We start from the raw sequence: 23107 nt of genomic DNA on the forward strand, positions 1-23107 counted from the left end.
TACTTCTATGGAACATCATGCCAGTTCTCTTTATTCCCTGCAGGAGATATTGATTCCAATTGTGTAAATTTTTAGCAATCTGAGCGCATATTCACCGATTATTAGGGGATATCTCACCTCAATTACCAATATTTGAGATGTCCCGGCGCGCTTACGCAGATGCGAAGCATTCGCTGGCTAACCTTTGCCACCGTGGCTGACGAATTGAACTTTACCCCTGAGGTGGATTCTAAGGATAGCTATACCGCTAAAGACCTCGCAGTCCTAGAAGGACTAGACGCAGTTCGCAAGCGCCCGGGTATGTATATCGGTTCAACCGATTCACGTGGATTACAACATTGCCTCTGGGAAATTATTGATAACTCAGTTGATGAATCACTGGCGGGGCACTGTAAGAAAATTGAAATTAATCTTGAATCCGATGGTTCAGTTGAAGTTCACGATGATGGTCGTGGAATTCCAGTTGATAAAGAACCCAAGACCGGTCTTACCGGGGTTGAAGTTGTCTTAACCAAGCTCCATGCCGGTGGAAAGTTCGGTGGTGGTTCCTATGCCGCATCCGGTGGTCTCCACGGTGTAGGCGCATCTGTTGTCAACGCTTTGGCAGAACGCCTTGATGCTGAAGTAGATCGCAACGGCAAGATTTACTGGATGTCTTTTAAGCGCGGTGTTGCCGGAATATTTGATGGCGATGGACCGAAAGCAGAGTTCACACCGCAATCAGGTCTGCGCACCATTGGAAAAGTTTCGGCCAAGGTAACTGGCACCCGGATTAAGTGGTGGTCAGATCGCCAAATCTTTTTAAAGGATGCCGAGCTTGACCTCGATGATGTCTATGCCAGAGCTCGCCAAACTTCATTTTTAGTTCCCGGACTTTCCATTTTGGTTAACGATAACCGCAAGAAAGAGAAGACCACCCAGACCTTCTTCCATAAGGGCGGCATCTCCGAGTACTGCGATTTCTTGCAACCAGATACCGCTGTCGGTGAAGTGATTCGCATTTATGGTAGCGGCCATTATCAAGAGACCGTGCCGGTCCTTGATGACAAGGGCCATATGGTCTCAACCGATGTTGAGCGCGATATGGAAGTTGATATTGCAATGAAGTGGGGCGAGGGCTTTGACACAACGCTGCACTCCTTTGTGAACATCATTGCCACCCCCAAGGGCGGCTCACACGTGCTTGGCTTTGAGCGCGCCATCACTAAGGCCTTTAATGAAGCGATGCGTAGCGCTGGAATTCTGAAAAAGAACGAGGCCGATGTCATCAAAGACGATGTCATGGAAGGTCTGACCGCAGTAGTGACCGTTCGAATGTCAGAGCCACAGTTTGAAGGTCAGACCAAGGAAGTCCTCGGAACGGCGGCTGCGACCAAGATTGTCTCCACCGTGGTTGCCGATAAGTTAAAGGAATTCTTTGCAACTACTCGTCGTATTGATAAGGCAAATGGCAAGTTGATCATGGAAAAGATTGCCGGTGCTTCTCGCACCCGTATTAGCGCTCGTGCTCACAAGGACTTGCAGCGCCGTAAGAACGCGCTGGAATCATCATCTCTTCCGACAAAGCTCTCTGATTGCCGCTCGGAAGATGTCACACGCACTGAGCTCTTTATCGTTGAGGGCGACTCAGCCCTAGGCACAACAAAAGCAGCCCGTAACTCTGAATTCCAAGCCATCTTGCCTATTCGCGGCAAGATTCTCAATGTGCAAAAAGCATCGCTTTCCCAGATGCTCGATGACAAAGAGTGTGGCTCCATCATTCAGGTCATCGGCGCCGGCTCTGGCAAATCTTTTGAATTAGATGATGCTCGCTATGGCCGCATTATCTTGATGTCAGATGCTGATGTTGATGGCGCACATATTCGCTGTCTACTGCTTACTTTGATGTATCGCTATATGCGCCCAATGCTCGATGCTGGCCGGGTATTTGCCGCAATTCCGCCACTACACCGCATTGAAACTATGGGTGTGGGCGGCAAGAAGGGTGAATACATTTACACCTACTCAGATGATGAGATGAAGCGAATTACGGCAGATTTAAAGAAGACCGGCAAGCGTTGGAAAGAGCCGATTCAGCGCTATAAAGGTCTGGGTGAGATGGATGCAGATCAGCTACGTGAGACCACTATGGATCCTGATGCCCGCACGCTGCGCCGCATCACAGTTCCGGATGCGGAAGCCGCAGAGAAGATGTTTGAGCTGCTGATGGGATCGGATGTCGCACCCCGGAAAGAATTTATTGCAACAGCTGAGATCGATCGCGAGCAGATCGACGCTTAGTTCTTAATCAATACTGACTAAGTCGAAGTACTCATCTTTCCAAATATCTTCATCGCCATCAGGCAACAAAATCACCCGTTCAGGCTTTAAGGCCTGTACGGCGCCCTCATCGTGGGAAACCATGATGACTGCGCCTTGATATTCTCCTAAAGCTCCCAAGATTTCTTCACGGGAAGCTGGATCTAAGTTATTTGTTGGCTCATCAAGTAAGAGCACATTTGCCGCAGAGACGACCAGAGTGGCCAGGGCTAACCGAGTTCGCTCGCCACCAGAAAGTACATTAACTGGCTTATGAACATCATCGCCTACGAAGAGAAATGAACCAAGCACGTTACGCGCTTCTGGTTCACGTAAGTCATCTTTAGAAGACATCATGTTTTCCAGAATGGTTCGCTCGAAATCGAGCATTTCATGTTCCTGGGCGTAGTAGCCGAGTTTGAGCCCGTGGCCATGTTCTACTTTGCCGGTATCTGATTCAAGTTGGTTGGCCAGGATTTTAAGCAAAGTTGTTTTGCCGGCGCCGTTCAGGCCCAAGATCACTACGCGTGAACCCTTATCGATGACGCAGGAAACATCGGTGAAGATTTCAAGTGAGCCATAGTTCTTTGATAGCTCTTCACCTGATAGCGGAGTCTTGCCACATGGGGCAGGAGTTGGAAAGCGAAGTTTTGCCACCTTATCTTTGACCCGCACGTCATCAAGTGATGATCGTAGTTTTTCAGCGCGACGTAACATGCCTTGGGCAGCAGTTGCCTTAGATGCCTTAGCGCGCATTCGCTCGCCTTGCTTCTGCAAGATTTCTGCTTTCTTTTCAGCGTTGGCGCGCTCTTTCTTGCGGCGGTGCTCATCTTGTTCGCGCTGTAAGAGGTATTGCTTCCAGCCTAAGTTATAGACATCGATGACATTTCTATTGCCATCGATGTAGAAGACTTTATTGACTACTGTTTCAATCAAGTTCACATCGTGGGAGATGATGACGAGGCCACCTGAGTAATTAACGAGGTAGTTTCGAAGCCAGATGATCGAATCGGCATCTAAGTGGTTAGTGGGCTCATCTAGGAGCAGCGTTTCAGCGCCCGAAAAGAGAATACGAGCAAGTTCAATACGTCGGCGTTGACCACCGGAAAGAGTGTCGAGTTGATTGTTAAAGACCGCCTCGGATACGCCAAGAGAGTGTGCAATTGCTTCGGCTTCAGCAGTTGCGGCATATCCGCCGGCTGCGCTGAATTCAGCATCTACTCGGGTGTAACGCTCGAGCGCTTTTTCAAGTTCGGCGCCTTCAGTAGTAGACATCTCGTGCTCTACTTGCGCCATACGTACAGCAATTTGGTCTAAATCGCGCGCAGATAAAATTCTGTCTAGCGCGGTTCCTTGATCTTCACCCGTGCGGGGATCTTGTGGCAGATAGCCAATTTTTCCGGTGCGCTGAACGCCGCCACCTGCAGGTAGGGTTTCACCTGCGAGGACTTTTGCCAGAGTTGATTTTCCAGCGCCATTACGCCCAACGAATCCGATTCGATCCCCATTGTTGATACGTACTGTGACTCCTGATACCAAAAGGCGTGCACCAGCACGGAGTTCAAGAGCGGTTGTTGCAATCATTTGGGCGTATCTTCCCACAGTATTTACCTTGGCATTTCGCGCCCCGTACACTCAGAACCATGTTTAACCTCACGCTCCTTGCACTCCTTCTGATAGCCCTGTTGTTTCTTGGATATCAGATTCGATTGAGCAGGAAACTGGGCGCCAAACTCAACCAACTCATCAAAAGTGAGAAAGAGCTGCGAAAGAGTGTGCGCGAAGTAAATATCACAGCCCGCGCCGATTATCGACAGAGTGAGTCCTATGCGCAGTTACTGATCTTGCTTGCATTCGATGCACCCATCCCGCCAACACGTGGCTGGGCAGCTTCTCCTGATGTGCTTCTTACCTTGGTGCACAGTGCACGTAGTTCTGATGTTCGCACCATTGTTGATTTAGGATCTGGTGTTTCAACGCTGGTGCTGGCAAAAGCGGCTCCGCAAGCCCGAGTAATTAGTATTGATAATTCGCCAGAGTATGCGGCCAAGACTCAGCTATTACTTGATAGCCATGGAATTACCAATGTAGAAATACGTGTGGCACCACTTGCCCCATATGCATCAGGTAATAGTTGGTATGAGACATCAGTATTTACTGACATCACCGAGATTGATCTGCTCTTTATCGATGGGCCGCCAGCAACGGCTGACGGCCAAGGGCGTCACCCAGCCTTTACCGAGCTGCTCAAGAAACTCAGTGCCAAGGCAGTTGTTGTCCTAGATGATGCTGGGCGCGATGGCGAGAAGGAATTAGCGAATAAGTTTGCGGCTGGAATTTCGACACATATTGTGGAATTTCTTGATCACGAAAAAGGTACAGCAGTAATCCGACCTAAGTAATTTACTCTTTGCCGATTCGGGTACGTCGCGGTGTGGCAAATGCTTTGCTTACCGCGGTGAGCTCATCCGAAACCTGCTTGCGGATTGCTTCTTCACTCTTGAGCAATGTAGCAAGGGCTGCAATTATCCCTTTGAGCTCTTTTGATTCGGTCTCAAGTTCGAGCTTGCTCATCTTGGTCAGCCGGCGCAGCGGCATATCTAGAATGTAGGTGGCTTGTTCATCGTTGAGTTTGAAACCTTTGATTAACGCTTCTTTAGCAGCCGGAGCATCATCGCTACCGCGGATAATCTTGATGACCTTATCGATATCGATAATTGCTTTGAGAAGTCCATCAACGAGTGAGAGTCGGTCTTCCGCCTTTGCCTTTCGAAATTCGGAGCGGCGGCGCACAACTTCGATGCGGTGATCGATAAAGACCTGCAGCAGTTCCTTTAGGCCAAGTGTTTGTGGCTTGCCCTTGACCAGCGCAACGGCGTTAATGGCAAAGGCATCTTCCATCGGAGTGAGCTTGAAGAGCTTTTCTAGAACATCTTCTGGCTCAAAACCATTCTTGAGTTCAATGACAACATTGGTGCCGGTCTGACCATCAGTGAGGTCGATGATGTCTGAAATTCCCTGAATCTTCTTCGCTTTGGCAAGGTCTGCAATACGTTCCACAACTTTTTCGGGGCCGATATTAAATGGCAGTTCTTTGATCACAATTCCCATTTTGCGAGATGTGACTTTAGAAATCTCGGTGGTTGCGCGCACCTTAAAAGAGCCTTTGCCGGTGGCATAGGCTTCGCGAACACCTTCCAGGCCAACAATTTCGCCACCGGTTGGAAAATCAGGTGCCGGCACATGCTTCATCAATTGATTCAGCGTTGCCTTGGGATTATCAATGAGGAACTTGGTGGCAGCGATTACTTCACCCAGGTTGTGGGGGGCCATATTTGTCGCCATGCCTACGGCAATTCCAGAACCACCGTTCACAAGCAGGTTAGGAAATGCGGCCGGAAGTACAAGTGGTTCTGCTAATTGACCGTCATAGTTTGGACCAAAATCAACTGTGTTCTCATCTGCTTCGGCCACCATCGCCATTGCAGTGGGGGCAAGGCGCGCTTCGGTATAACGCATCGCAGCTGGACCGGCATCGAGTGAACCAAAGTTTCCGTGGCCGTCAATCAGTGGCAGTTGCATAGAAAAAGATTGCGCCATGCGAACAAGTGCGTCATAGATTGCTGAGTCACCGTGTGGGTGCAACTTACCCATTACTTCACCAACAACACGGGCGCTCTTTACATGTCCGCGCTCAGGGCGAAGACCCATATCTGCCATCTGATGCAGGATGCGGCGATGTACTGGCTTTAAACCATCACGTGCATCAGGAAGTGCGCGTGAGTAAATAACGGAATAGGCATATTCAAGAAATGATTCTGACATTTCGGATGAGACATCGATATCAACGATCTTGCCTGGAAATTCGCCCGGCTTTGGTCCGGCCAGCTTTGCCGTCTTCTTGGGAGCTGCTGCCTTCTTCGTTGCCATGGCGCGTATTCTGCCAAGGCATTGTGCTAAATCTTGGTACCTACACGCCTTCGGAGGCCATGAGTTAGCACTCATGAGAAGATACCTCGGTGCACTTGTCGCAAATCATGCCATCAATCTTTTCTTCATTGGGGCTAGCAAGTGCAGCAGATTCAATCAGCGCCGGGCAATCTCCATCAGGTCGTGAACTCCTCTTTCTCGTCGATGGCTTTGGCGCAGATGTATTAGCAAGGTATGCAACTGTGGCACCGACTCTTGCTTCACTGGTGGCCCATGCCACCGTGCAGACATCATTTCCCTCAACAACTGCAACAAGTCTGGCAACGCTGACTACAGGTGAAATGCCTGGCACCCACGGAATGCTCGGTTACACCGTGCAAGTTCCGCGCAGTGGGGGACGAATACTGAACACTCTTAAATGGGATGAAAGAGTTGACCCAGTTATTTGGCAGCCAGTTCCCACTCTCTTTGAACGAGGGATGGCAGCTGGAATTAGAACTACACACGTGGCGGCTAAACGATATGAAAACTCTGGTTTTACGCGCGCTGTCTTTCGCGGGGCGCATTACAAGGGCGCAAATATCACCAGTGATTTACTCAAAGAGACTATTGATGCGCTGAAAGTGAGCCCATCATTTGTCTATCTCTATGTCAACGATCTTGACTCAGCCGGGCACTCAGATGGTGTGGGCTCGGATAAATGGCTGGCTGCACTAACAAGTATTGATCAACTAGTGGCGCTGCTCATTGAGCAAGTGCCGCGCGGAACCAGAATCTGGGTCACAGCAGACCACGGAATGATTAATGTGGGCGAGAAAATTGTGCTGGGGCAAGACAATGAGTTACTGACTGATATTGCCGTCATTGCTGGCGAGCCTCGAGCCCGCCATTTATATTTGGGGCAGAAGGCTGATTCACCGCAGGCTTTGTCTGAAGTCATCTCTAGATGGAGTGAATTCTTTGGCGAAAAAGTAACGCTGCACTCTCGCGCTACCGCAATCGCATCGGGGCTCTTTGGCGCCGAAGTTTCGCAAGCTGCGGCAGAGCGCGCAGGTGATGTGATTGCTATTGCTCAAGATGGCCTGGTCTTACTTGATCCGGAGCGGGCAGATAAAGAGGGAGAGATGGTGGGCCATCACGGTGGAGATTCGGAAATTGAGAGTTCGGTACCGCTCTTAGTCAGAGTTGCGGACTAGTTCTCTTCTGGTTCCTCTTGTGTTTTGTGACCAAACATAATTTCATCCCATGACGGAACTTTTGCTCGAGCAGTAATTCCATCTTGGGAGTCTGCTGATGTGGGGGTCTCACGGATTACGGCAAGGCGAGGAGTTTCAATCTTCTCTACTGGAGCCTCCACCGGAAGTGTTTCAAGAATCTCGGCAATACGTGAAGGATGAGTAGGTTCAGAGTGGATGATTCCAGATGAGACTGGTTGCGCTGGCACATCTTCATCAATTAACCAAGCACCATTAGCATCGCTGGCATCGAGTGCGCGGCGAGCTAAATCAAAGTTCCAAGTGGCAACACCGTTGCCATCGCGATTTGGGTAAGAAAGTTCGATATGCCAGGTGCCATCGAGAAGGCGCCAGGTGTTCCAGGAAATCTGATCGATATCGACACCACGTGGAGCAAGTTTGGCAATTACAACATCGGAAAATGTCATTTCAATGCGGTGAACATCTTTGCGCATCACTAGTTCACGTGCGCGATCGAGGATGTATTCGCGCTCTTGCAAAATCGGTCCGGAGAATCGCTCTACTTTTTCAAGAGTGAGGTGGCCTTCGCGAGCGACTTGTTCCATGCTCTCACCGGCACGGAGTCGGCGCTGAATCTCTTTTACCGACATCGTTTCGGTGGCATCGACACTCGGAACTGAGGTCAGCCGTTGTTGATTAACCGTTGCACGAAGTGTGTCGCTAATACGAAGTGAGAACTCGCCTCCTTGGTTATCAACGAGTGATAGATGGCTACCATCGTCAGATTTGCCGGTAAGGCGAAGCTCGGTCATGAGGTGAGAATATCCGATAGGGGAGCATTTTCTAGATAGCTAGAGCCCCTAAGATGCGAGTATGTATGCACAATTGTTGTCCTTGGCCCAGAAAGTCGGCGCCGAAGCCGGGGCGCTTTTGCTGGATCGACCATTGGCATTTGAAGTTGAATCCAAGTCAACGGCAATCGATATCGCCACCCAGATGGATGTAAGGGCTGAGAAATTTATTGTGCAATCACTGCTTGCCGCCCGCCCCGATGATGGAATTATCGGGGAAGAAGGAGCGAGTGTCGAGGGAAGTTCAGGCATTACCTGGCTGATTGATCCACTCGATGGCACCGTCAACTATTTCTATGGCCTTCCCGGTTGGAATGTTTCGATTGCAGCCAAAGATAGCAATGGCGTCATTGTGGGTGTTGTCACTGCGCCAACCATTAACTCAACTTGGTGGGCAACCCGTGGCGGTGGTGCGTTTTATAACTCGCATCCAATTCGCTGTAATGAGCCGATTGAATTAGATCGCGCACTGATTGCAACTGGATTTCAATACGATGTGGCACATCGCGTGACTCAGTTAGCAGACTTTGCAAAGTTGGTTCCTGTTGTGCGCGATATCCGTCGCAATGGCGCAGCTGCAGTTGATCTCTGTCATGTGGCAATGGGCGCGATCGATGGCTATTACGAGGCCGGGCTTAAAGAATGGGATTGGTCTGCCGGTGGATTAATTGCCCGTGAGGCTGGCGCAACATTTGCCCAATATGGAGCGGTGCCCCAACAAATCACGGTGGCCGCTGGCCCGCATCTGCACCAGCAGCTGGTGGCAACTCTCGGTTTCTCCGCGTAATTTGCTGGGGTAAATGCCCGATTTACGCTCAAGGCCCCTTCTGTGGCAAGATAGCCCATCTGCACGGCGATATCCGTGCTTAATTGATTAGGTAATGAACAGGACCATAAAGATGAACATTCTCGACGTAGTAGATGCTGCCTCACTCCGCAAGGACATTCCACAGTTCCGTGCTGGCGATGAGCTTAAGATCCACGTCCGCGTTATTGAAGGTAGCAAGTCACGCCTTCAGGTCTTCCAGGGAATTGTTATTGGTCGCCAAGGTGAAGGTGTCCGCGAGACATTCACAATCCGTAAAGTTTCATACGGCGTTGGCGTAGAGCGCACCTTCCCAGTTCACACACCAGTTATTGAAAAGATTGAACTAGTAAAGAAGGGCGATGTACGTCGCGCCAAGCTTTACTACCTCCGCGATCTACGCGGTAAGGCTGCCAAGATCCGCGAAAAGCGCGATGGCATTGAAGGCTACGGCGATGGAATTCTTTCGACTCCAGTTGCTGAAGTTCCAGTAGTTGTAGCGGCAGTCGTTGCAGCCCCAGTGGTGGAAGAAGTTGTAGTAGCTGAGCCAGTTGCAGAAGCAGTGGTTGAAGAAGTTGTAGCAGAAGCAGTTGCTGAAGAACCAGCTACTGAAGAAAAGCCTGCCGAGTAACTTCAATCATATGTCACGCAAGGGCTCAGTCCTTCGTGAGTTCCCGATTCTTGTAATCGTTGCGCTCGCTGTTTCACTTCTGATTAAGACATTCCTTGTTCAATTCTTCTTCATTCCCTCCGGCTCAATGGAGAACACACTCCAGATCCAAGATCGAGTGGCAGTTAATAAACTCCCCATTATTTCCAAAGATATAAACCGGGGCGATGTTGTGGTCTTTAGAGATCCCGATAATTGGTTGCCAGAACCATTTTCTGCTGATGAAAATAGAATTGTGGCCAAGATTAAAGAGGGGCTCGTCTTAGTAGGCGTGCTTCCCAATCCAGCAAAGCAATACCTGGTGAAGCGAGTGATTGGCGTAGCTGGAGATAACGTCATCTGTTGTTCCAAGAGTGGCAAGTTAACCATTAATGGCAAAGAGGCAATAGAGCCTTATATCTTTGCTGGCAATAAAGTGAGTGAGCTGGACTTTAATATCAAAGTTCCGGAAGGCAAGATCTGGGTGATGGGCGATCATCGCTCAGCATCTGCTGATTCTCGTTATCACCAAGATGATGTCAATAATGGATTTGTTCCGGTATCAAGAATTACTGGTCGCGCCTACGCCATTATCTGGCCGATTAAAAATATTGGCATCATCTCATCTCAAAATCCAATTAAGTAACGCAACCGGATGAAGGCATCTCGATGAAAGCTATTGAGGAGTTACTTCAAGCCGCAGGTATTTCTCCCATCGCCGGTGTTGATGAGGCAGGACGTGGCCCATGTGCTGGACCACTTGTGATTGCCGCAGTGATTCTGCATGATCCATCGGCGCCAGAGCTGGCCGCGGTGCGAGATTCAAAAGAGATTTCAGAGAAGAAGCGGGAAGAGTTATTTGATGTCATCATGGAATTGGCTGCAAGTGTGTGCGTCATTCGGGTCTCGGTGCAAGAAATTGATGAACGCGGTGTGCACGCAGCCAATCTCGATGGAATGCGCAGGGCGGTGAAGGGCCTGACTATTGAACCCGCCTACGTTCTCACCGATGGTTATCCAATCCAAGGGCTAGTTATTCCTAATGTGGCAGTCTGGAAAGGTGATCAGGTAGTAACGGCAATTAGCGCTGCCTCCATTATCGCCAAGGTCACGCGTGATCGCGAGATGATTGAACTCGATAAGAAATATCCGCAATACGGTTTTGCTGGACATAAGGGCTATATCACGGCCGCACATACGGCCGCCTTGGCAGAGCATGGACCTTGTGTAGAACATCGCAGGTCGTTTTCAAATATTGCAGCCCTGCTGGAATAGTTTTACACAGCACTTCATTTGCTTTGGTTTTAGAGCAGCTGGTGCAACTACGGTGCCCACATGCGCCTACTTACAGATGATGTGAAGATACAGAGACTGGCACTTTTTAGCGCCATCGAAGCTGGAAATACTTACTGGGCGCGCCAAGTTAATGAATTTGGTATCGCAATGGTCTACGAACATCTGGCACTGGGTGTCTATGACGCCACAAAATATGGCGCAATTACTCAGGCCATCAGCGCCTTTAATGCAGATGAATCACTTGCTGCAATTGCGCAATCCGGAGGCGTCTTTATTACTCCCGAAGATCTCAGTTGGCCCACGCGCGTCAATCAATTAGCAATCCCGCCGCTGGGTCTGATTGTGAAAGGCGATCTGTCTATTCTGAACAATCCTTCACTTGCCATTGTGGGAACGAGAAATCCAACACCGTATGGCGTGCGCTTAGCTGGTGATTTTGCAGCAGGTTTTGTCGATCGAGAGTGGGACATCATCAGTGGGGGAGCATATGGAATAGATACCGCCGCCCATCGTGGGGCGTTGGTTGCAGAAGGTCGCACGATTGCCGTGATTGCTTCCGGCATTGATGTGCAATATCCGGCCGGCAACGCACGACTCTTTGATGAGATCTGTGAGAACGGTGCGATCATCAGCGAAGTAATGCCGGGCGTTACTGCGATGCCACATAGATTTCTAATCCGCAATCGCCTGATTGCGGCGTTGTCCTTGAGCACACTCGTTGTCGAAGCTGCATTTAGAAGCGGCTCTTTGCGCACCGCCCGTGATGCCGCAGAGCTCATGCGTCCGGTGATGGCAATTCCGGGTCCAATTAGTTCGCCATCATCGGAAGGGTGTCATCGACTTATTGGCGAACGTGCCGCTGAATTAGTGACATCGGTTGCCGATGCGATGGAGTTGATTTCTGCCCTTTAGGTAATGCTCGTGTGAAGTGAGAGAATATGCGTATGAGTGAATTCCGTTCGGGCTTTGTCGCAATTGTCGGGCGCCCCAACACTGGAAAATCAACTCTCATTAACGCACTAGTTGGTAGCAAGATTGCAATTACCTCTCCACACCCAAATACCACTCGCCATGCGATTCGCGGAATTGTGAACAACCCAGAATTTCAAGCAGTGCTTGTTGATACTCCTGGTGTGCATAAACCAAAGACTTTGCTCGGCCATCGCCTTAATGCGGTAGTCAATGAAAGTATGGATTCCGTCGATATTGTGATGATGTGCTTGCCGGCTGATGAGACATCAGGTGCTGGCGATGAATTCATCGCTGCTGAAATTGCTAAGCATCCACGAGCAAAGAAATTCGCACTTGTGACGAAAACCGATTTAGTTTCAAAGAAGAACATTGCCACCCGCTTACTTGGCATCTCAGAACTTGCCAAAGGTTTCACCTGGGATGAAATAGTGCCTATCTCGGCTGCCATTCACGAGCAGATTGATTTGCTGGAAGAGCTGATTGGTAAGAATCTTCCTGCTGGACCTGCTTTCTATCCGGAAGATATGAAGAGTGATCAAGGAATTCAACAACTTATCTGCGAACTCATCCGTGAGGCAGCCATGCGCGATGCTCGGGAAGAGCTTCCGCACTCGATTATGGTCACCATTGATGAATTGTCAGAGCGGGAAGAGAAGGGCAGCCGCCCATTTTTTGATATCCATGCAACGATTCACGTTGAGCGCGATTCACAGACCGGAATTATCTTGGGTCATCAAGGTGAGCGGCTAAAAGATATTGGAATGCGGGCACGAAAAGATATTGAGCGTGAACTTGGGGCAAGAATATTTCTCGGTCTTCACGTGAAAGTTTCCAAGGAGTGGCAACGCGATCCTAAGTTACTGGAAAGACTTGGTTTTATTGAGCGCTAAGTGCGCCGGTGGCAAGTGCAATCAGGAGTGCGCAACCTAGTACTACGCGATAGATAACAAATGGTGTGAAGGTCTTAGTCGCAATAAATTTCATCAGCCAGGCAATAACGCTATAGCCGACAACAAATGCCACAACTGTGGCGGCCAAGATCTCTGGCATGGAATAGGCCGAGACTGTTGAATCTTCCATGGCAGCATTAAATTCATAGAGCCCACTTCCGAATACCGCCGGAATTGCGAGCAAGAATGAGTAACGCAAAGCAGCTTCGCGTTTGTATCCAAGAAATCTACCGAGGGCAATCGTTGCCCCGGACCTTGAAACACCGGGAATCAGTGCAAGAGATTGGGCCAGGCCGTAGGCGATGCCATCTTTGGAATTTAATACATCTAGTGTTTTTTCTCGTTTGCCAATGCGATCTGCAAAGCCAAGAATTAGACCAAAGAGAATCAAGGTTGTGGCAACAATCCAGAGTGATCTGAAGTGATTGGTGATGTAATCCTGACCGAGATAACCAAGAGCGACGATGGGCAGAGAACCAATAATAATGAGCGTACCAAGGCGCGCTTCCGGAGAACCATCACGAGTAATCCAAGCTCGAATTATTTTTAAAATATCTTTTCTAAAATAGAGCAGTACCGCCAGCTCTGTACCAATTTGAGTGATTGCGGTAAAGGCAGCGCCTGGATCACTTGCATTCGGCAAGAGCTCACCAACAATTCGGATATGTGCACTGGAGGAAACTGGAATGAATTCGGTGAGACCTTGTACTAAACCAAGGAAGAGCGCTTCAAGCATTGTCACATTATGGCGCGAATTACTTAGTTACTGGCTTTCGGCTCGCGAAGTAAGAACCAATCAATACCAACGGCAGACCTAGCGCCATTCCGATTGTCAGTGGCTCACCGAGAATAAGCACACCCAGAACTACTGCGAAAGCGGTATTGAGATAGGTCACCAGTGATCCGCGGGCAACGCCAATGATCGATACAAGTGTGAAGAAAGCAGCGAATGCCGCCCCGGTCGAAAGAACTCCAAGACCGATAATTGAGTTAATTGCGGCAGTTGAAATCTCATGCGTTGGCCACTGAACAATGGTGAAGGGAAGATAGAAGAGCGCCGAAATCGCCATCGCCACACCATTGATTGCAATTCCGGAAACTCCAGGCAGCGCCCGTTGCACCATCATCACCGCATATGAATAACCCACTGCAGCCACTAGCACCATAAAGATGGAGAGGGCATCAGAGCTTCCCTTAATGCTTTCAATACCAACAACTGCAACAAGTCCGATGAAACCGAGTACCAACCCCGCTAATCGCGTGCGATGCCAGACTGTTTTATCTCCTTGCAGTGAGGCGAAGATCGTCGCCCAGATCGGAACTGAAGCGATAAGAAGTCCAGCTAGTCCAGATGAAATCTTCTGTTCGGCGGTGCCGATCAGAATCCAGGGCCCGATCATCTCTAAGAGTGCATATGGTGCAACATATTTGATCCCGCGAAGTGCTGGCATGAGCTGTTTCTGCTTGATTGCAATAGGAATCAAGATGGCTGCGCCAATTGCGGTGCGAAGACAGACGACGATTGCTGGCGTAAACCCATTGTCGGGATCTACGGCAACCTTAATAAATAGGTACGGAATACCCCAAAGGAAGCCAACTAAGATAAAAAGGAACCAACCGCGTCTTGACACTACTTAGATCAACTTTCTAATTTCAGCGGCAGCGAAATCAACTGCTGTGGCCGATGTTGGTGTGATGCCCATATTTGAGTAAAAGCCATGAATCATTCCTTCAAATTCGCGATACTGCACGGTGACGCCAGCATTTCTTAGCGCCTCAGCATATTTTTCGCTATCAGAGAGCAGCGGATCATATTGGGCTGTGATGATGATGGCGGGAGCCAATGCCGAAAAATCTTTCGCTCTTTGTGGAATTGCATAAGGGTTTTGATCATGCGCGTCACCTTGCAAATATTGATCCCAGAACCATTCCATCGCCTGGGTTGTCAGCCCATACCCAGTTGCATGTTCTTTATAAGAAGCAGTGTCGAAGTTGCGATCATTGGCGGGATAGACAAGGAGCTGGAATGCCAGCGCAATTCCATTATCGCGCGCTTTGAGTGCAACTGCCGATGCCAGATTTCCACCGGCGCTATCACCGGCAACGCCAATTCTATCTTTATCAATCTGTAGTGATTTGGCGTTCTTAATCACCCAGAGCAGGGTGGCATAGCAGTCATCAAATGGAATTGGAAATGGATGCTCCGGGGCCTTTTGGTAGTGCACGCTAATAATTGTTGCCCCAGTTTGATTTGCAAGACGAGATAGGGATGCATCATAAATATCGAGGAAGTTCAGTACCCAACCGCCGCCATGCAGATAGATAATGGCTGGGGCGTTGGTAGCTGTTGTTGGTCGGTAGATGCGAATCGGAAGATCAGCCGTTGGGCCCGGGATAAATGTGTTAATTACTTCCGCTACTTTTTCTACCGGGCCGGTAAATGCTGTCTGAGATTGCCTACTTCTGCGGATGACTTCGATGGGGGCTTCCCACACTTGTGGTAATCCGGCAGCGGCACCGGCTTCTAGGAAAGCACGAATTTCTGGCGCTAGTGTCATAGTGGAAAGGCTAGACTGTGCCAGTCAATGTTGACTACCAATCAGCCAATTTTGGAGTATGTAATGCGCATTGGAATTCTTACTGGTGGGGGCGACTGCCCAGGACTCAACGGGGTTATTCGTGGAGTCGTCACGAAGGGAATCAAAGAGTACGGATATGAATTCGTTGGCTTCCGCGATGGTTGGAAAGGCCCGCTTGAGGCGCTGACTATGCCGCTGGATTTAGCAATTGTGAAACCAATTCTTACCAAGGGTGGAACCATTCTTGGGTCATCACGTACCAATCCTTTTAAGATTGAAAATGGCGTTGAACGCATTAAGCAAAATCTTGCAGACCAAGGCATCGATGTTCTGATTGCAATTGGCGGCGAGGACACACTCGGTGTGGCAACAAAGCTTGATGCCCTAGGCGTCAAAGTCATTGGCGTTCCAAAGACGATCGATAACGACCTTAACAATACAGATTTCACTTTTGGTTTCGATACCTCGGTCAACATTGCCATGGAGGCAATCGATCGCCTGCATACAACTGCTGAATCACATCACCGTCCGCTGATTGTTGAAGTTATGGGTCGTCACGCAGGTTGGATTGCGCTTCACTCTGGTATCGCAGGAGATGCCGCATGCATCTTGATTCCAGAAGTTAAGTTCTCAGTCGATAAGGTCTGTGAATATGTGAAGTCACGTTTTGCAACTGGCACAGCACCCATCATTGTTATTGCAGAAGGTGCCATCCCACAAGATGGGGACATGATTACCAAAGACCAGCCACTTGATGCATTTGGCCATGTTCAACTCTCAGGTATCGGTGATTGGCTTGCCAAAGAGATTGAGAAAAAGACTGGTTACCAAACTCGTTGCACAGTTCTGGGCCATATCCAGCGCGGTGGAACTCCTTCGGCATTTGACCGAGTTCTTAGCTCACGATTTGGACTGGAAGCAATTACGGCAGTCCATGACGGAGATTTCGGAAAGATGATGGCTCTTCACGGCACAAAGATTGCACGCGTGCCATTGGCATCGGCAACTGATGTCCTTAAGACCGTTCCCTTCGAGCGCTATGAGGAGATCACTTCGTTCTTTGGCTAATCTCGCTCCGAGATTGCAACTGAACGCTCTACGATTATGCCTATGAACTCTTCCTCGAAGTTGGATAACCTCTTTGACCCCACGCTAGTTGCTGCGCAGCAACCTAATTGGCCTGGTGGCAAAGATGGCGCGCCACTTGCGAGGGCGGTTGCTGATCTCAAAGCGTTACCGCCACTTGTCTTTGCTGGTGAGTGCGATGATCTGAAAGCAAAGATTGCCGAAGCTGCCGCAGGTCGTGCTTTTTGGTTGCAAGGTGGAGATTGCGCAGAGACATTTGCCTCAGCCACGGCAGATTCCATTCGTAATCGAATTAAGACAATCTTGCAGATGGCGGCTGTATTGCAATATCACTCAAGTTTGCCGGTCATCAAAGTAGGTCGGATGGCGGGGCAGTTTGCCAAGCCACGTTCTAATGATCTTGAAACTCGCGGTGATGTCACACTTCCTGCCTACCGAGGCGATGCGGTCAACGATATTGAATTCACCGAAAGTGCTCGCACTCCAGATCCACAGCGTTTAGTCCGTGTATATAACACCTCGGCTGCAACTCTGAACCTGGTTCGAGCATTTACTCGTGGTGGATTTGCCGACCTTCGTCAGGTGCACGAATGGAATAAGGGCTTTATTCGCGACTCTAAATTCGGCGAGAAGTACGAACAAATGGCTACTGAAATTGGCCGAGCACTTGCCTTCATGGCATCTGCCGGTGTTGATCCGGAGCAATTTAAGGCCGTTGATTTCTATGCCAGCCATGAAGCCCTCATCATCGAATACGAGAAGGCGTTGACGCGTATTGATTCACGAACAGAGCTACCGTATGACGTCTCTGGGCACTTCATCTGGATCGGTGAGCGCACAAGGCAACTAGATGGTGCACATGTTGATTTCGCATCTAAGGTGCGCAATCCAATCGGAGTGAAGTTGGGGCCGAAATCAACTGTGGAAGATGCGCTAGCGCTGATCGCCAAACTCAACCCTGATGATGAACCAGGGCGCATTACCTTTATTACGCGCATGGGCGCTAAGACCATCCGCGAAGTACTTCCCAAACTTGTCGAAGGCGTTACTAAAAGCGGAGCACAAGTGCTCTGGGTCTGTGATCCCATGCATGGCAATACCTTTGAATCAAAGAATGGCTATAAGACCCGTAACTTTGAAGATGTACTCGATGAAGTGCGTGGCTTCTTTGAGGTGCATAAGAAGCTGGGCACCCACCCAGGTGGAATCCATATCGAACTGACCGGTGATGATGTCACCGAGTGTCTTGGCGGGGGCAATGAGGTCTCGGAAAAGGATCTCGAGTCCCGCTATGAGACAGCGTGCGACCCACGCCTGAATCATTCGCAGTCACTTGAACTCTCATTTTTGGTTGCCGAAATGTTGCGCGACCGCTAACTTTGCCAGCGTGACGTTGCTTCTCTCCACTTTCCAAACCCCGATCGGAACTCTCAATCTCATCGCAGATGAGCATGTGGTGCTGGCCGCTAATTTATCGAGCGTGAAGGCGCTCAAGGAAAGTTTGAGTCAAGAAGACTCGGTGCGAGAAATCACTAGCGTGAAGAAGATTCCAGTCATCACTGATTTGCTCACCGATTACTTTGATGGCGATATCGCTGCCTTAAGTGCAATACATGTGCGCCAATCGGGTGGTCATTTTTCACAAGAAGCGTGGAAGGCGATGAAGAAGATTCGCCCCGGCAAAGTCATTTCCTATGCCGAACTTGCCGTGAGGGCCGGAAGTTCGGCAGCGATTAGGGCAGCGGGAAGTGCGTGTGCCAAGAATGCAATTGTGCTGGTGGTGCCGTGTCACCGAATAGTTAAGACCGGGGGATCACTCGGTAATTATGCCTACGGTTTAGATAAGAAAGAGTGGCTACTTCGCCACGAGGGCGCGCTGTAATATCGCAACGGCCTCATCGCATTGCCCATCACTAACATCCATATGAGTAACAAGACGTGCGTAATGTTTACCAAGTGCGCTAATCCATAACCCAGATTCACGGCAGCGGGTATTTAACTCATCAGCTGTCATGCCAATACCAACAAGGTCAAGGCCCACAATGTTTGTGTGCACATTATCTGGATGCACAAGCGATGGATTCAGTGCATGCATCGCGCGGGCAATCTTCTTCGCCTTGGTGTGATCGTCGCCAAGCCGAGTGATGTTCTGATCTAGTGCGTAATGGCCGGCAGCGGCGATGATTCCCACTTGTCGCATTCCAGCGCCATAGCGCTTGCGCCAGATGCGCGCCTCTGCCACGCGTGCTTTAGTCGAAAGCATAAGTGAACCAATAGGTGCACCCAGCCCCTTGGAAAGACAAACGCTAATCGTGTCAAAGTGCTTTCCGTATTCGATCAGTGAAACGCCAGATGCGACATGGGCATTCCAGATGCGGGCACCATCTAAGTGCATCGCAATTCCACGAGCTCGTGCGGCTCGAGCCAGAACTGCAATCTCATCAATCGGTTGAATCGTTCCGCCACCGAAGTTGTGGGTGTTCTCAATAGCTATTGCAGTTGTTGATACTAAATATGGCCCGGCATTTTCATGGGCGATTGCAAGTGGATCCTCGGCGCGCAACACACCATGGGTTGACTGCCAGGTGCGAGTAGTGATTCCGCTAAATGTTGCCGCGGCTCCAAGCTCGGCGCGCACGATGTGAGAACTAGTCTCCGTTAGTAACTCTTCACCAGGTTTAACTAAGGTGCGAATTGCTAATTGATTTGCAAGTGAACCAGTGGGGCTAAATAGACCGGCCTCGTGGCCAAAGAGTGCGGCAACGCGCTCTTCTAGTGAATTAACGGTGGGATCATCGCCGTACACATCATCACCGACAGCAGCGCCAGCCATTGCAGCTCGCATCCCAGTGCTGGGCGCCGTGACGGTATCTGAACGTAGATCAATTGCCATCTTTAGGCCTCCTTAAGCACAATCATAAACATGGCGGCGAAGACTAGAACACCACCAAATAATGTGCGTAGTGAGAGGGATTCACCACCGAAAACCACGGCAAAGAGGGCAGCAAAGACAACTTCCATCGTCAGGATGACGGCGACTTTTGTCGCTGACATATGTGCCTGCGACCAAGTCTGCACAACAAAGGCGACGGCTGTGCAAATGATGGCGGTGAAGAGAACGACATACCAACCATTGCGATCTGGAGGTGCTTCATAACCTTGAATAAGTGAGATGACACCTGTTGCTAGCGCACACGTTGTGAGTTGCACGATGGTCATGGCATAGACATCAAGTCCATTACTCCATTTACTTAAGGCGATGATGTGAGCGGCAAAGGCGATGGCACATAAGAAGACTAAGAACTCGCCATAGCCAAGGTTCCACCCTTTAAGTGAGAGTAGAGCTAGACCAACGGTGGCTAGCAGTACGCATCCCCAGGTGAAGGCAGTGATTCGCACACGAAGCACGAGAGCTGCAATCACTGGTGTGGCAACAACATAGAGCCCGGTGATAAATCCGGTAACGGCGGCGCCGGTAAGTGCCAGACCTAGCGTTTGCAAAATGTATCCGGCTGCCAGAAAAAGCCCTGCGATAAATCCTTTCCGCAGTACTTCCCGGTTAATGGATTGAATCACGGTTGGTTTGAGTAAGAACATTGCAATCACAGCGACCAGAAAACGGGTGAAGAGAAAGCTGTTCACACTCTGTCGCTCGATTGCATCTTTCATGACCACAAAGGCAAGGCCCCATGATGCAGAAACGAGGAGCAGCGCCCAAGGCGCAAGGCGCATCTTTAGCGCATGCGAAGAACTCATCCTCGCAACTTCTTTAGCAGTGCAATTTCAGCACCGTGCTCGGGCTCCATTCCTGGAGTTTCAAGAATCAGGGGAGCGTTAGCAACAGCTGGGTGATGTAAGAGTTCTTTAAATGGGTCAACGCCGATAAATCCTTCACCAATATTTTGGTGGCGATCTTTAAGCGCGCCACACACATCCATTGAGTCATTGGCGTGAATAAGTTGAATACGTTCGATGCCAGCAACTTCAACTAAGAGATCCAACGTTTCTTTCATGCCACCCTTTTTTGCAATGTCATGGCCTGCAGCAAAGACGTGGCAGGTGTCAAGACAAATGCCGACCTTTGGATGATATTCAAGGGCCTTTAAATAGTATTCAAGATCTTCCAGGCGCTTTACTAGCGATTGCCCCTGTCCGGCAGTGGGTTCTAGCAGCAGGTATGGCGCATCATCGGAGAGCGCTTCAAGAATTGGCATCATGCCTTTGTTTATCTGCTTCCACGCTTTATCAATAAAGTCTTCATTGACGGCAGAGCCGGTATGAACGACCACACCCAGAGCGCCAATTTCCTGGCCGCGCTTGAGGGAATACGCAGTTGATGCCAATGAATTCTTATAGGTGCCTTCGGTGGGAGAACCTAGATTGATCAGAAATGGTGCATGCACATACGTTTCTAGATCAAGTGCCGCAGCTTTTTCTCGGAAGATGGCATCTGCTTCATGGTTTGTTTCCGGCATCGCCCAACCACGAGGATTAGATGTGAAGACTTGAATAGCTTCAGCACCGGTGAGTTCGGCATAGGCGATAGATCGCTTAGCCATTCCGCCAGATGTGGGGGTGTGGGCGCCGATACGAGGTTTCTTCACCGGCTCACCCTACTGTGATGGTTACAGTACTGCCACGTTTAACCTTCGTGCCTACCTTCGGTGAAACAGAAGTGACTTTCTTTATCGCTTTTTTGCCAATCTTCTTTACGACAACTTTGAGTTCAAGATCTTTCAGGCTTTGAATCGCTAGCGATTCCTCGATGGAGAAGACATTAGGAATGTAGGCAAATTGTGAACCTTTAGATACGACGAGCTCAATCTCTGCACCTTTGTTAACGCTCTTCCCACCTTCGGGCTTTTGGGAGATAACTTCACCGGCAAGTCGCAACTCACTAAAGCCGTAGATCGAACTCACCATGAAACCAGCTTCGGTAAGTTCATTCAGGGCTTGATCTGCACTCTTGCCCACATATGACGCAATTGCAATTTGTTCAATTCCTTTAGAGATGCGAATCGTAATTGCGGTGCCACGCTTTACCTTCTCGCCAGAATTTGGCACCGAGCCAATGACATAACCCTTGGGAACAGTGAGGTTAAATTCTTCAATATTTGGTTGTAGCGACAGTGGTAGTTTTTTCACTAAATTCGTAGCAGCTTTTGGAGTCAGACCAGCTAGTTGTGGAATCGCATAACGCTCTGGTCCTTTAGAGATAACGAGGTCAACGATTCCTCCTTGATCAATGCGTCCGCCGCCTTCGGGAGAAGATTCAATAACTCGCTCTGCGCCAATCTCTTCGCTAAATCGTTTTTCGGTAACGACAAAGGTGAGCCCGAGTGGGTCAAGTGCGGCGCGTACTTCATCTTGGGTCGCACCCACGGTAGAGGGAACAACAACGCGGGAACCTGGCCCAATCAGGGCATACCAACCGAATATTCCAAGTGCGACTGCCAAACCAAGTGCGACAAATCTATTTCGCTTTACTCGCTTACTTATCTTTTTCCGCTTTTCCACTTGGGCCGTTGTTTCCTGGGCTTTTGGAACTGGAATCGCAGCGGTAATTTCGCGCACTCGCTTGTGCAGTGATTTAGGTTCCTTCTTAGGGCGCATCGGTGCAATGGGAATATCTAATTCAAGACTCAGCTGATTCTTCTTGGGGTTCAGTGCGCTGAGCTCTTCAAAGAATGCTCCGGCATCGCGCGGACGTTCATCAGGGTTAGCACTGGTTGCCCGGTAGATCAGCTCATCAAGTGCCTTGGGCGCATTGTCTAGCACCGAACTTATCTTCGGCACTCGGTTATTAACATGCATATATGCCACTTGAATAGGAGCATCACCTTCAAATGGTTTGTTGCCGGTAAACATCTCAAATGCTGTGATGCCAATTGAATACACATCACTTCGGGCATCTGCAATGCCACGTTGCACTTGCTCGGGGGATAAGTAGGAAACGCTACCGAGAATCACACTTGATTCAGCCGTCATCGTTCCGCCTAGCAGTGGCCCTTTGGCCAGACCAAAATCTGCAATCTTGATGCGACCTTCTTTGGAGATCAAAATATTTTCAGGCTTGATATCACGGTGAACAATGCCAATTTTATGGGCAGCAGCAAGAGCGCTCAAGACGGGTGATAGAAATTTAATGCCATCATCTATCGATAACTTGCCACGTTCATTGAGGTATTCCCGAAGGGTGTGACCTTCGATGAGCTCCATGACAAGAAATACTGCTGGCGTTCCATTTTGGTTCCAGCCCTGGTCCTGAACGGCAACGATATTGGGATGTGTTAATGATGCGGCAGCTTTTGCTTCGCGAATAAAACGCTCCACAAACTGCTCATCTTGGGCAAGGTGTGGGTGCATGATCTTGACTGCCACTTTGCGATCAAGTCTGGTATCTATCGCCTCATAGATGCTTGCCATTCCACCGTTGGCCAGCTGGCGGATGAGTTGATAACGCCCATCGATAAGCTCGCCGGTCAGGTCAGACAT

21 protein-coding genes and 1 pseudogene are annotated in these 23107 nt (G+C 49.6%); 12 read left to right on the plus strand and 10 right to left on the minus strand.

Features of this window, described 5'->3' with window-relative positions; genetic code table 11:
• The first annotated feature begins 159 nt into the window (after positions 1-159).
• A complete protein-coding gene (locus tag A1sIA79_RS02395; RefSeq protein WP_420022517.1) occupies positions 160-2280 on the plus strand; it encodes a DNA gyrase/topoisomerase IV subunit B in 2121 nt (706 codons plus the stop codon).
• Positions 2281-2283: 3 nt separating this feature from the next.
• On the opposite strand, the gene abc-f is transcribed toward A1sIA79_RS02395, so the two are convergent.
• A complete protein-coding gene (gene abc-f, locus A1sIA79_RS02400) occupies positions 2284-3882 on the minus strand; it encodes a ribosomal protection-like ABC-F family protein (RefSeq protein ID WP_095674642.1) in 1599 nt (532 codons plus the stop codon).
• 59 nt (positions 3883-3941) lie between these two features.
• Between abc-f and A1sIA79_RS02405 the strand changes: the two genes are divergently transcribed.
• On the plus strand, positions 3942-4700 hold the full coding sequence (locus A1sIA79_RS02405; RefSeq protein ID WP_095674643.1) for an O-methyltransferase: 759 nt from the start codon (positions 3942-3944) through the stop codon (positions 4698-4700).
• 1 nt (position 4701) lies between these two features.
• Here A1sIA79_RS02405 and A1sIA79_RS02410 read toward each other — a convergent pair whose 3' ends face one another.
• Entirely contained in the window at positions 4702-6228 is a 1527-nt protein-coding gene (locus A1sIA79_RS02410; RefSeq protein WP_095674644.1) for a DNA gyrase/topoisomerase IV subunit A, read from the minus strand.
• Positions 6229-6335: 107 nt separating this feature from the next.
• On the opposite strand from A1sIA79_RS02410, the gene A1sIA79_RS02415 reads away from it, so the two are divergent.
• Positions 6336-7424: an alkaline phosphatase family protein gene (locus tag A1sIA79_RS02415; RefSeq protein WP_095674645.1), complete on the plus strand. Its 1089-nt coding sequence runs from the start codon at positions 6336-6338 to the stop codon at positions 7422-7424.
• Here the strand turns inward: A1sIA79_RS02415 and sepH are convergent.
• Entirely contained in the window at positions 7421-8236 is an 816-nt protein-coding gene (gene sepH / locus A1sIA79_RS02420) for a septation protein SepH (RefSeq protein WP_095674646.1), read from the minus strand. The two genes, A1sIA79_RS02415 and sepH, sit on opposite strands and share 4 nt — an antisense overlap.
• Before the next feature lie 61 nt (positions 8237-8297).
• On the opposite strand from sepH, the gene A1sIA79_RS02425 reads away from it, so the two are divergent.
• The 6 genes and pseudogenes from A1sIA79_RS02425 (at position 8298) to era (ending at position 12887) form a co-directional block, all read left to right on the plus strand.
• Positions 8298-9062, plus strand: coding sequence for an inositol monophosphatase family protein (locus A1sIA79_RS02425; protein WP_095674647.1), 765 nt, complete (start codon positions 8298-8300; stop codon positions 9060-9062).
• Between the two features lie 112 nt (positions 9063-9174).
• Positions 9175-9516: pseudogene (rplS, locus tag A1sIA79_RS06965) on the plus strand (50S ribosomal protein L19); the annotation flags it as partial.
• A 205-nt stretch (positions 9517-9721) separates the two neighbouring features.
• Positions 9722-10375: a signal peptidase I gene (gene lepB / locus A1sIA79_RS02435; RefSeq protein WP_095674649.1), complete on the plus strand. Its 654-nt coding sequence runs from the start codon at positions 9722-9724 to the stop codon at positions 10373-10375.
• 23 nt (positions 10376-10398) lie between these two features.
• Entirely contained in the window at positions 10399-11004 is a 606-nt protein-coding gene (locus tag A1sIA79_RS02440) for a ribonuclease HII (protein ID WP_095674650.1), read from the plus strand.
• A 60-nt stretch (positions 11005-11064) separates the two neighbouring features.
• On the plus strand, positions 11065-11937 hold the full coding sequence (gene dprA / locus A1sIA79_RS02445) for a DNA-processing protein DprA (protein ID WP_095674651.1): 873 nt from the start codon (positions 11065-11067) through the stop codon (positions 11935-11937).
• A 32-nt stretch (positions 11938-11969) separates the two neighbouring features.
• Positions 11970-12887 carry a GTPase Era gene (gene era / locus A1sIA79_RS02450; protein WP_095674652.1) on the plus strand — a complete coding sequence of 306 codons (918 nt, stop codon included), beginning with the start codon at positions 11970-11972 and terminating at the stop codon, positions 12885-12887.
• Here era and A1sIA79_RS02455 read toward each other — a convergent pair.
• The 3 genes from A1sIA79_RS02455 to A1sIA79_RS02465 are packed head-to-tail and all read right to left on the minus strand — an operon-like array spanning position 12874 to position 15505.
• Entirely contained in the window at positions 12874-13689 is an 816-nt protein-coding gene (locus A1sIA79_RS02455) for an undecaprenyl-diphosphate phosphatase (RefSeq protein ID WP_420022518.1), read from the minus strand. The genes era and A1sIA79_RS02455 overlap by 14 nt on opposite strands.
• 13 nt (positions 13690-13702) lie before the next feature.
• Positions 13703-14578 carry a DMT family transporter gene (locus tag A1sIA79_RS02460; RefSeq protein WP_095674654.1) on the minus strand — a complete coding sequence of 292 codons (876 nt, stop codon included), beginning with the start codon at positions 14576-14578 and terminating at the stop codon, positions 13703-13705.
• A gap of 3 nt (positions 14579-14581) precedes the next feature.
• On the minus strand, positions 14582-15505 hold the full coding sequence (locus tag A1sIA79_RS02465) for an alpha/beta hydrolase (protein WP_095674655.1): 924 nt from the start codon (positions 15503-15505) through the stop codon (positions 14582-14584).
• 63 nt (positions 15506-15568) lie between these two features.
• Here A1sIA79_RS02465 and A1sIA79_RS02470 point away from each other — a divergent pair, with 63 nt between their 5' ends.
• The 3 genes from A1sIA79_RS02470 to A1sIA79_RS02480 are packed head-to-tail and all read left to right on the plus strand — an operon-like array spanning position 15569 to position 18494.
• A complete protein-coding gene (locus A1sIA79_RS02470; RefSeq protein ID WP_095674656.1) occupies positions 15569-16594 on the plus strand; it encodes a 6-phosphofructokinase in 1026 nt (341 codons plus the stop codon).
• Positions 16595-16636: 42 nt separating this feature from the next.
• Positions 16637-17989: a class II 3-deoxy-7-phosphoheptulonate synthase gene (locus A1sIA79_RS02475; protein WP_095674657.1), complete on the plus strand. Its 1353-nt coding sequence runs from the start codon at positions 16637-16639 to the stop codon at positions 17987-17989.
• Between the two features lie 10 nt (positions 17990-17999).
• Positions 18000-18494, plus strand: coding sequence for a methylated-DNA--[protein]-cysteine S-methyltransferase (locus tag A1sIA79_RS02480; RefSeq protein WP_095674658.1), 495 nt, complete (start codon positions 18000-18002; stop codon positions 18492-18494).
• Here A1sIA79_RS02480 and A1sIA79_RS02485 read toward each other — a convergent pair.
• The 4 genes from A1sIA79_RS02485 to pknB are packed head-to-tail and all read right to left on the minus strand — an operon-like array spanning position 18468 to position 23107.
• Entirely contained in the window at positions 18468-19505 is a 1038-nt protein-coding gene (locus A1sIA79_RS02485; protein WP_095674659.1) for a threonine aldolase family protein, read from the minus strand. The two genes, A1sIA79_RS02480 and A1sIA79_RS02485, sit on opposite strands and share 27 nt — an antisense overlap.
• Before the next feature lie 2 nt (positions 19506-19507).
• On the minus strand, positions 19508-20368 hold the full coding sequence (locus tag A1sIA79_RS02490; RefSeq protein WP_095674660.1) for a DMT family transporter: 861 nt from the start codon (positions 20366-20368) through the stop codon (positions 19508-19510).
• Positions 20365-21216 carry a deoxyribonuclease IV gene (locus A1sIA79_RS02495; protein WP_095674661.1) on the minus strand — a complete coding sequence of 284 codons (852 nt, stop codon included), beginning with the start codon at positions 21214-21216 and terminating at the stop codon, positions 20365-20367. The genes A1sIA79_RS02490 and A1sIA79_RS02495 overlap by 4 nt, the downstream gene beginning before the upstream one ends.
• A 4-nt stretch (positions 21217-21220) precedes the next feature.
• Complete coding sequence (pknB, locus tag A1sIA79_RS02500; protein ID WP_095674662.1) at positions 21221-23107, minus strand: Stk1 family PASTA domain-containing Ser/Thr kinase; 1887 nt, start codon at positions 23105-23107, stop codon at positions 21221-21223.

Origin of the sequence: Candidatus Planktophila versatilis, from assembly GCF_002288105.1 — a bacterium.
Lineage (GTDB): Bacteria > Actinomycetota > Actinomycetes > Nanopelagicales > Nanopelagicaceae > Planktophila > Planktophila versatilis.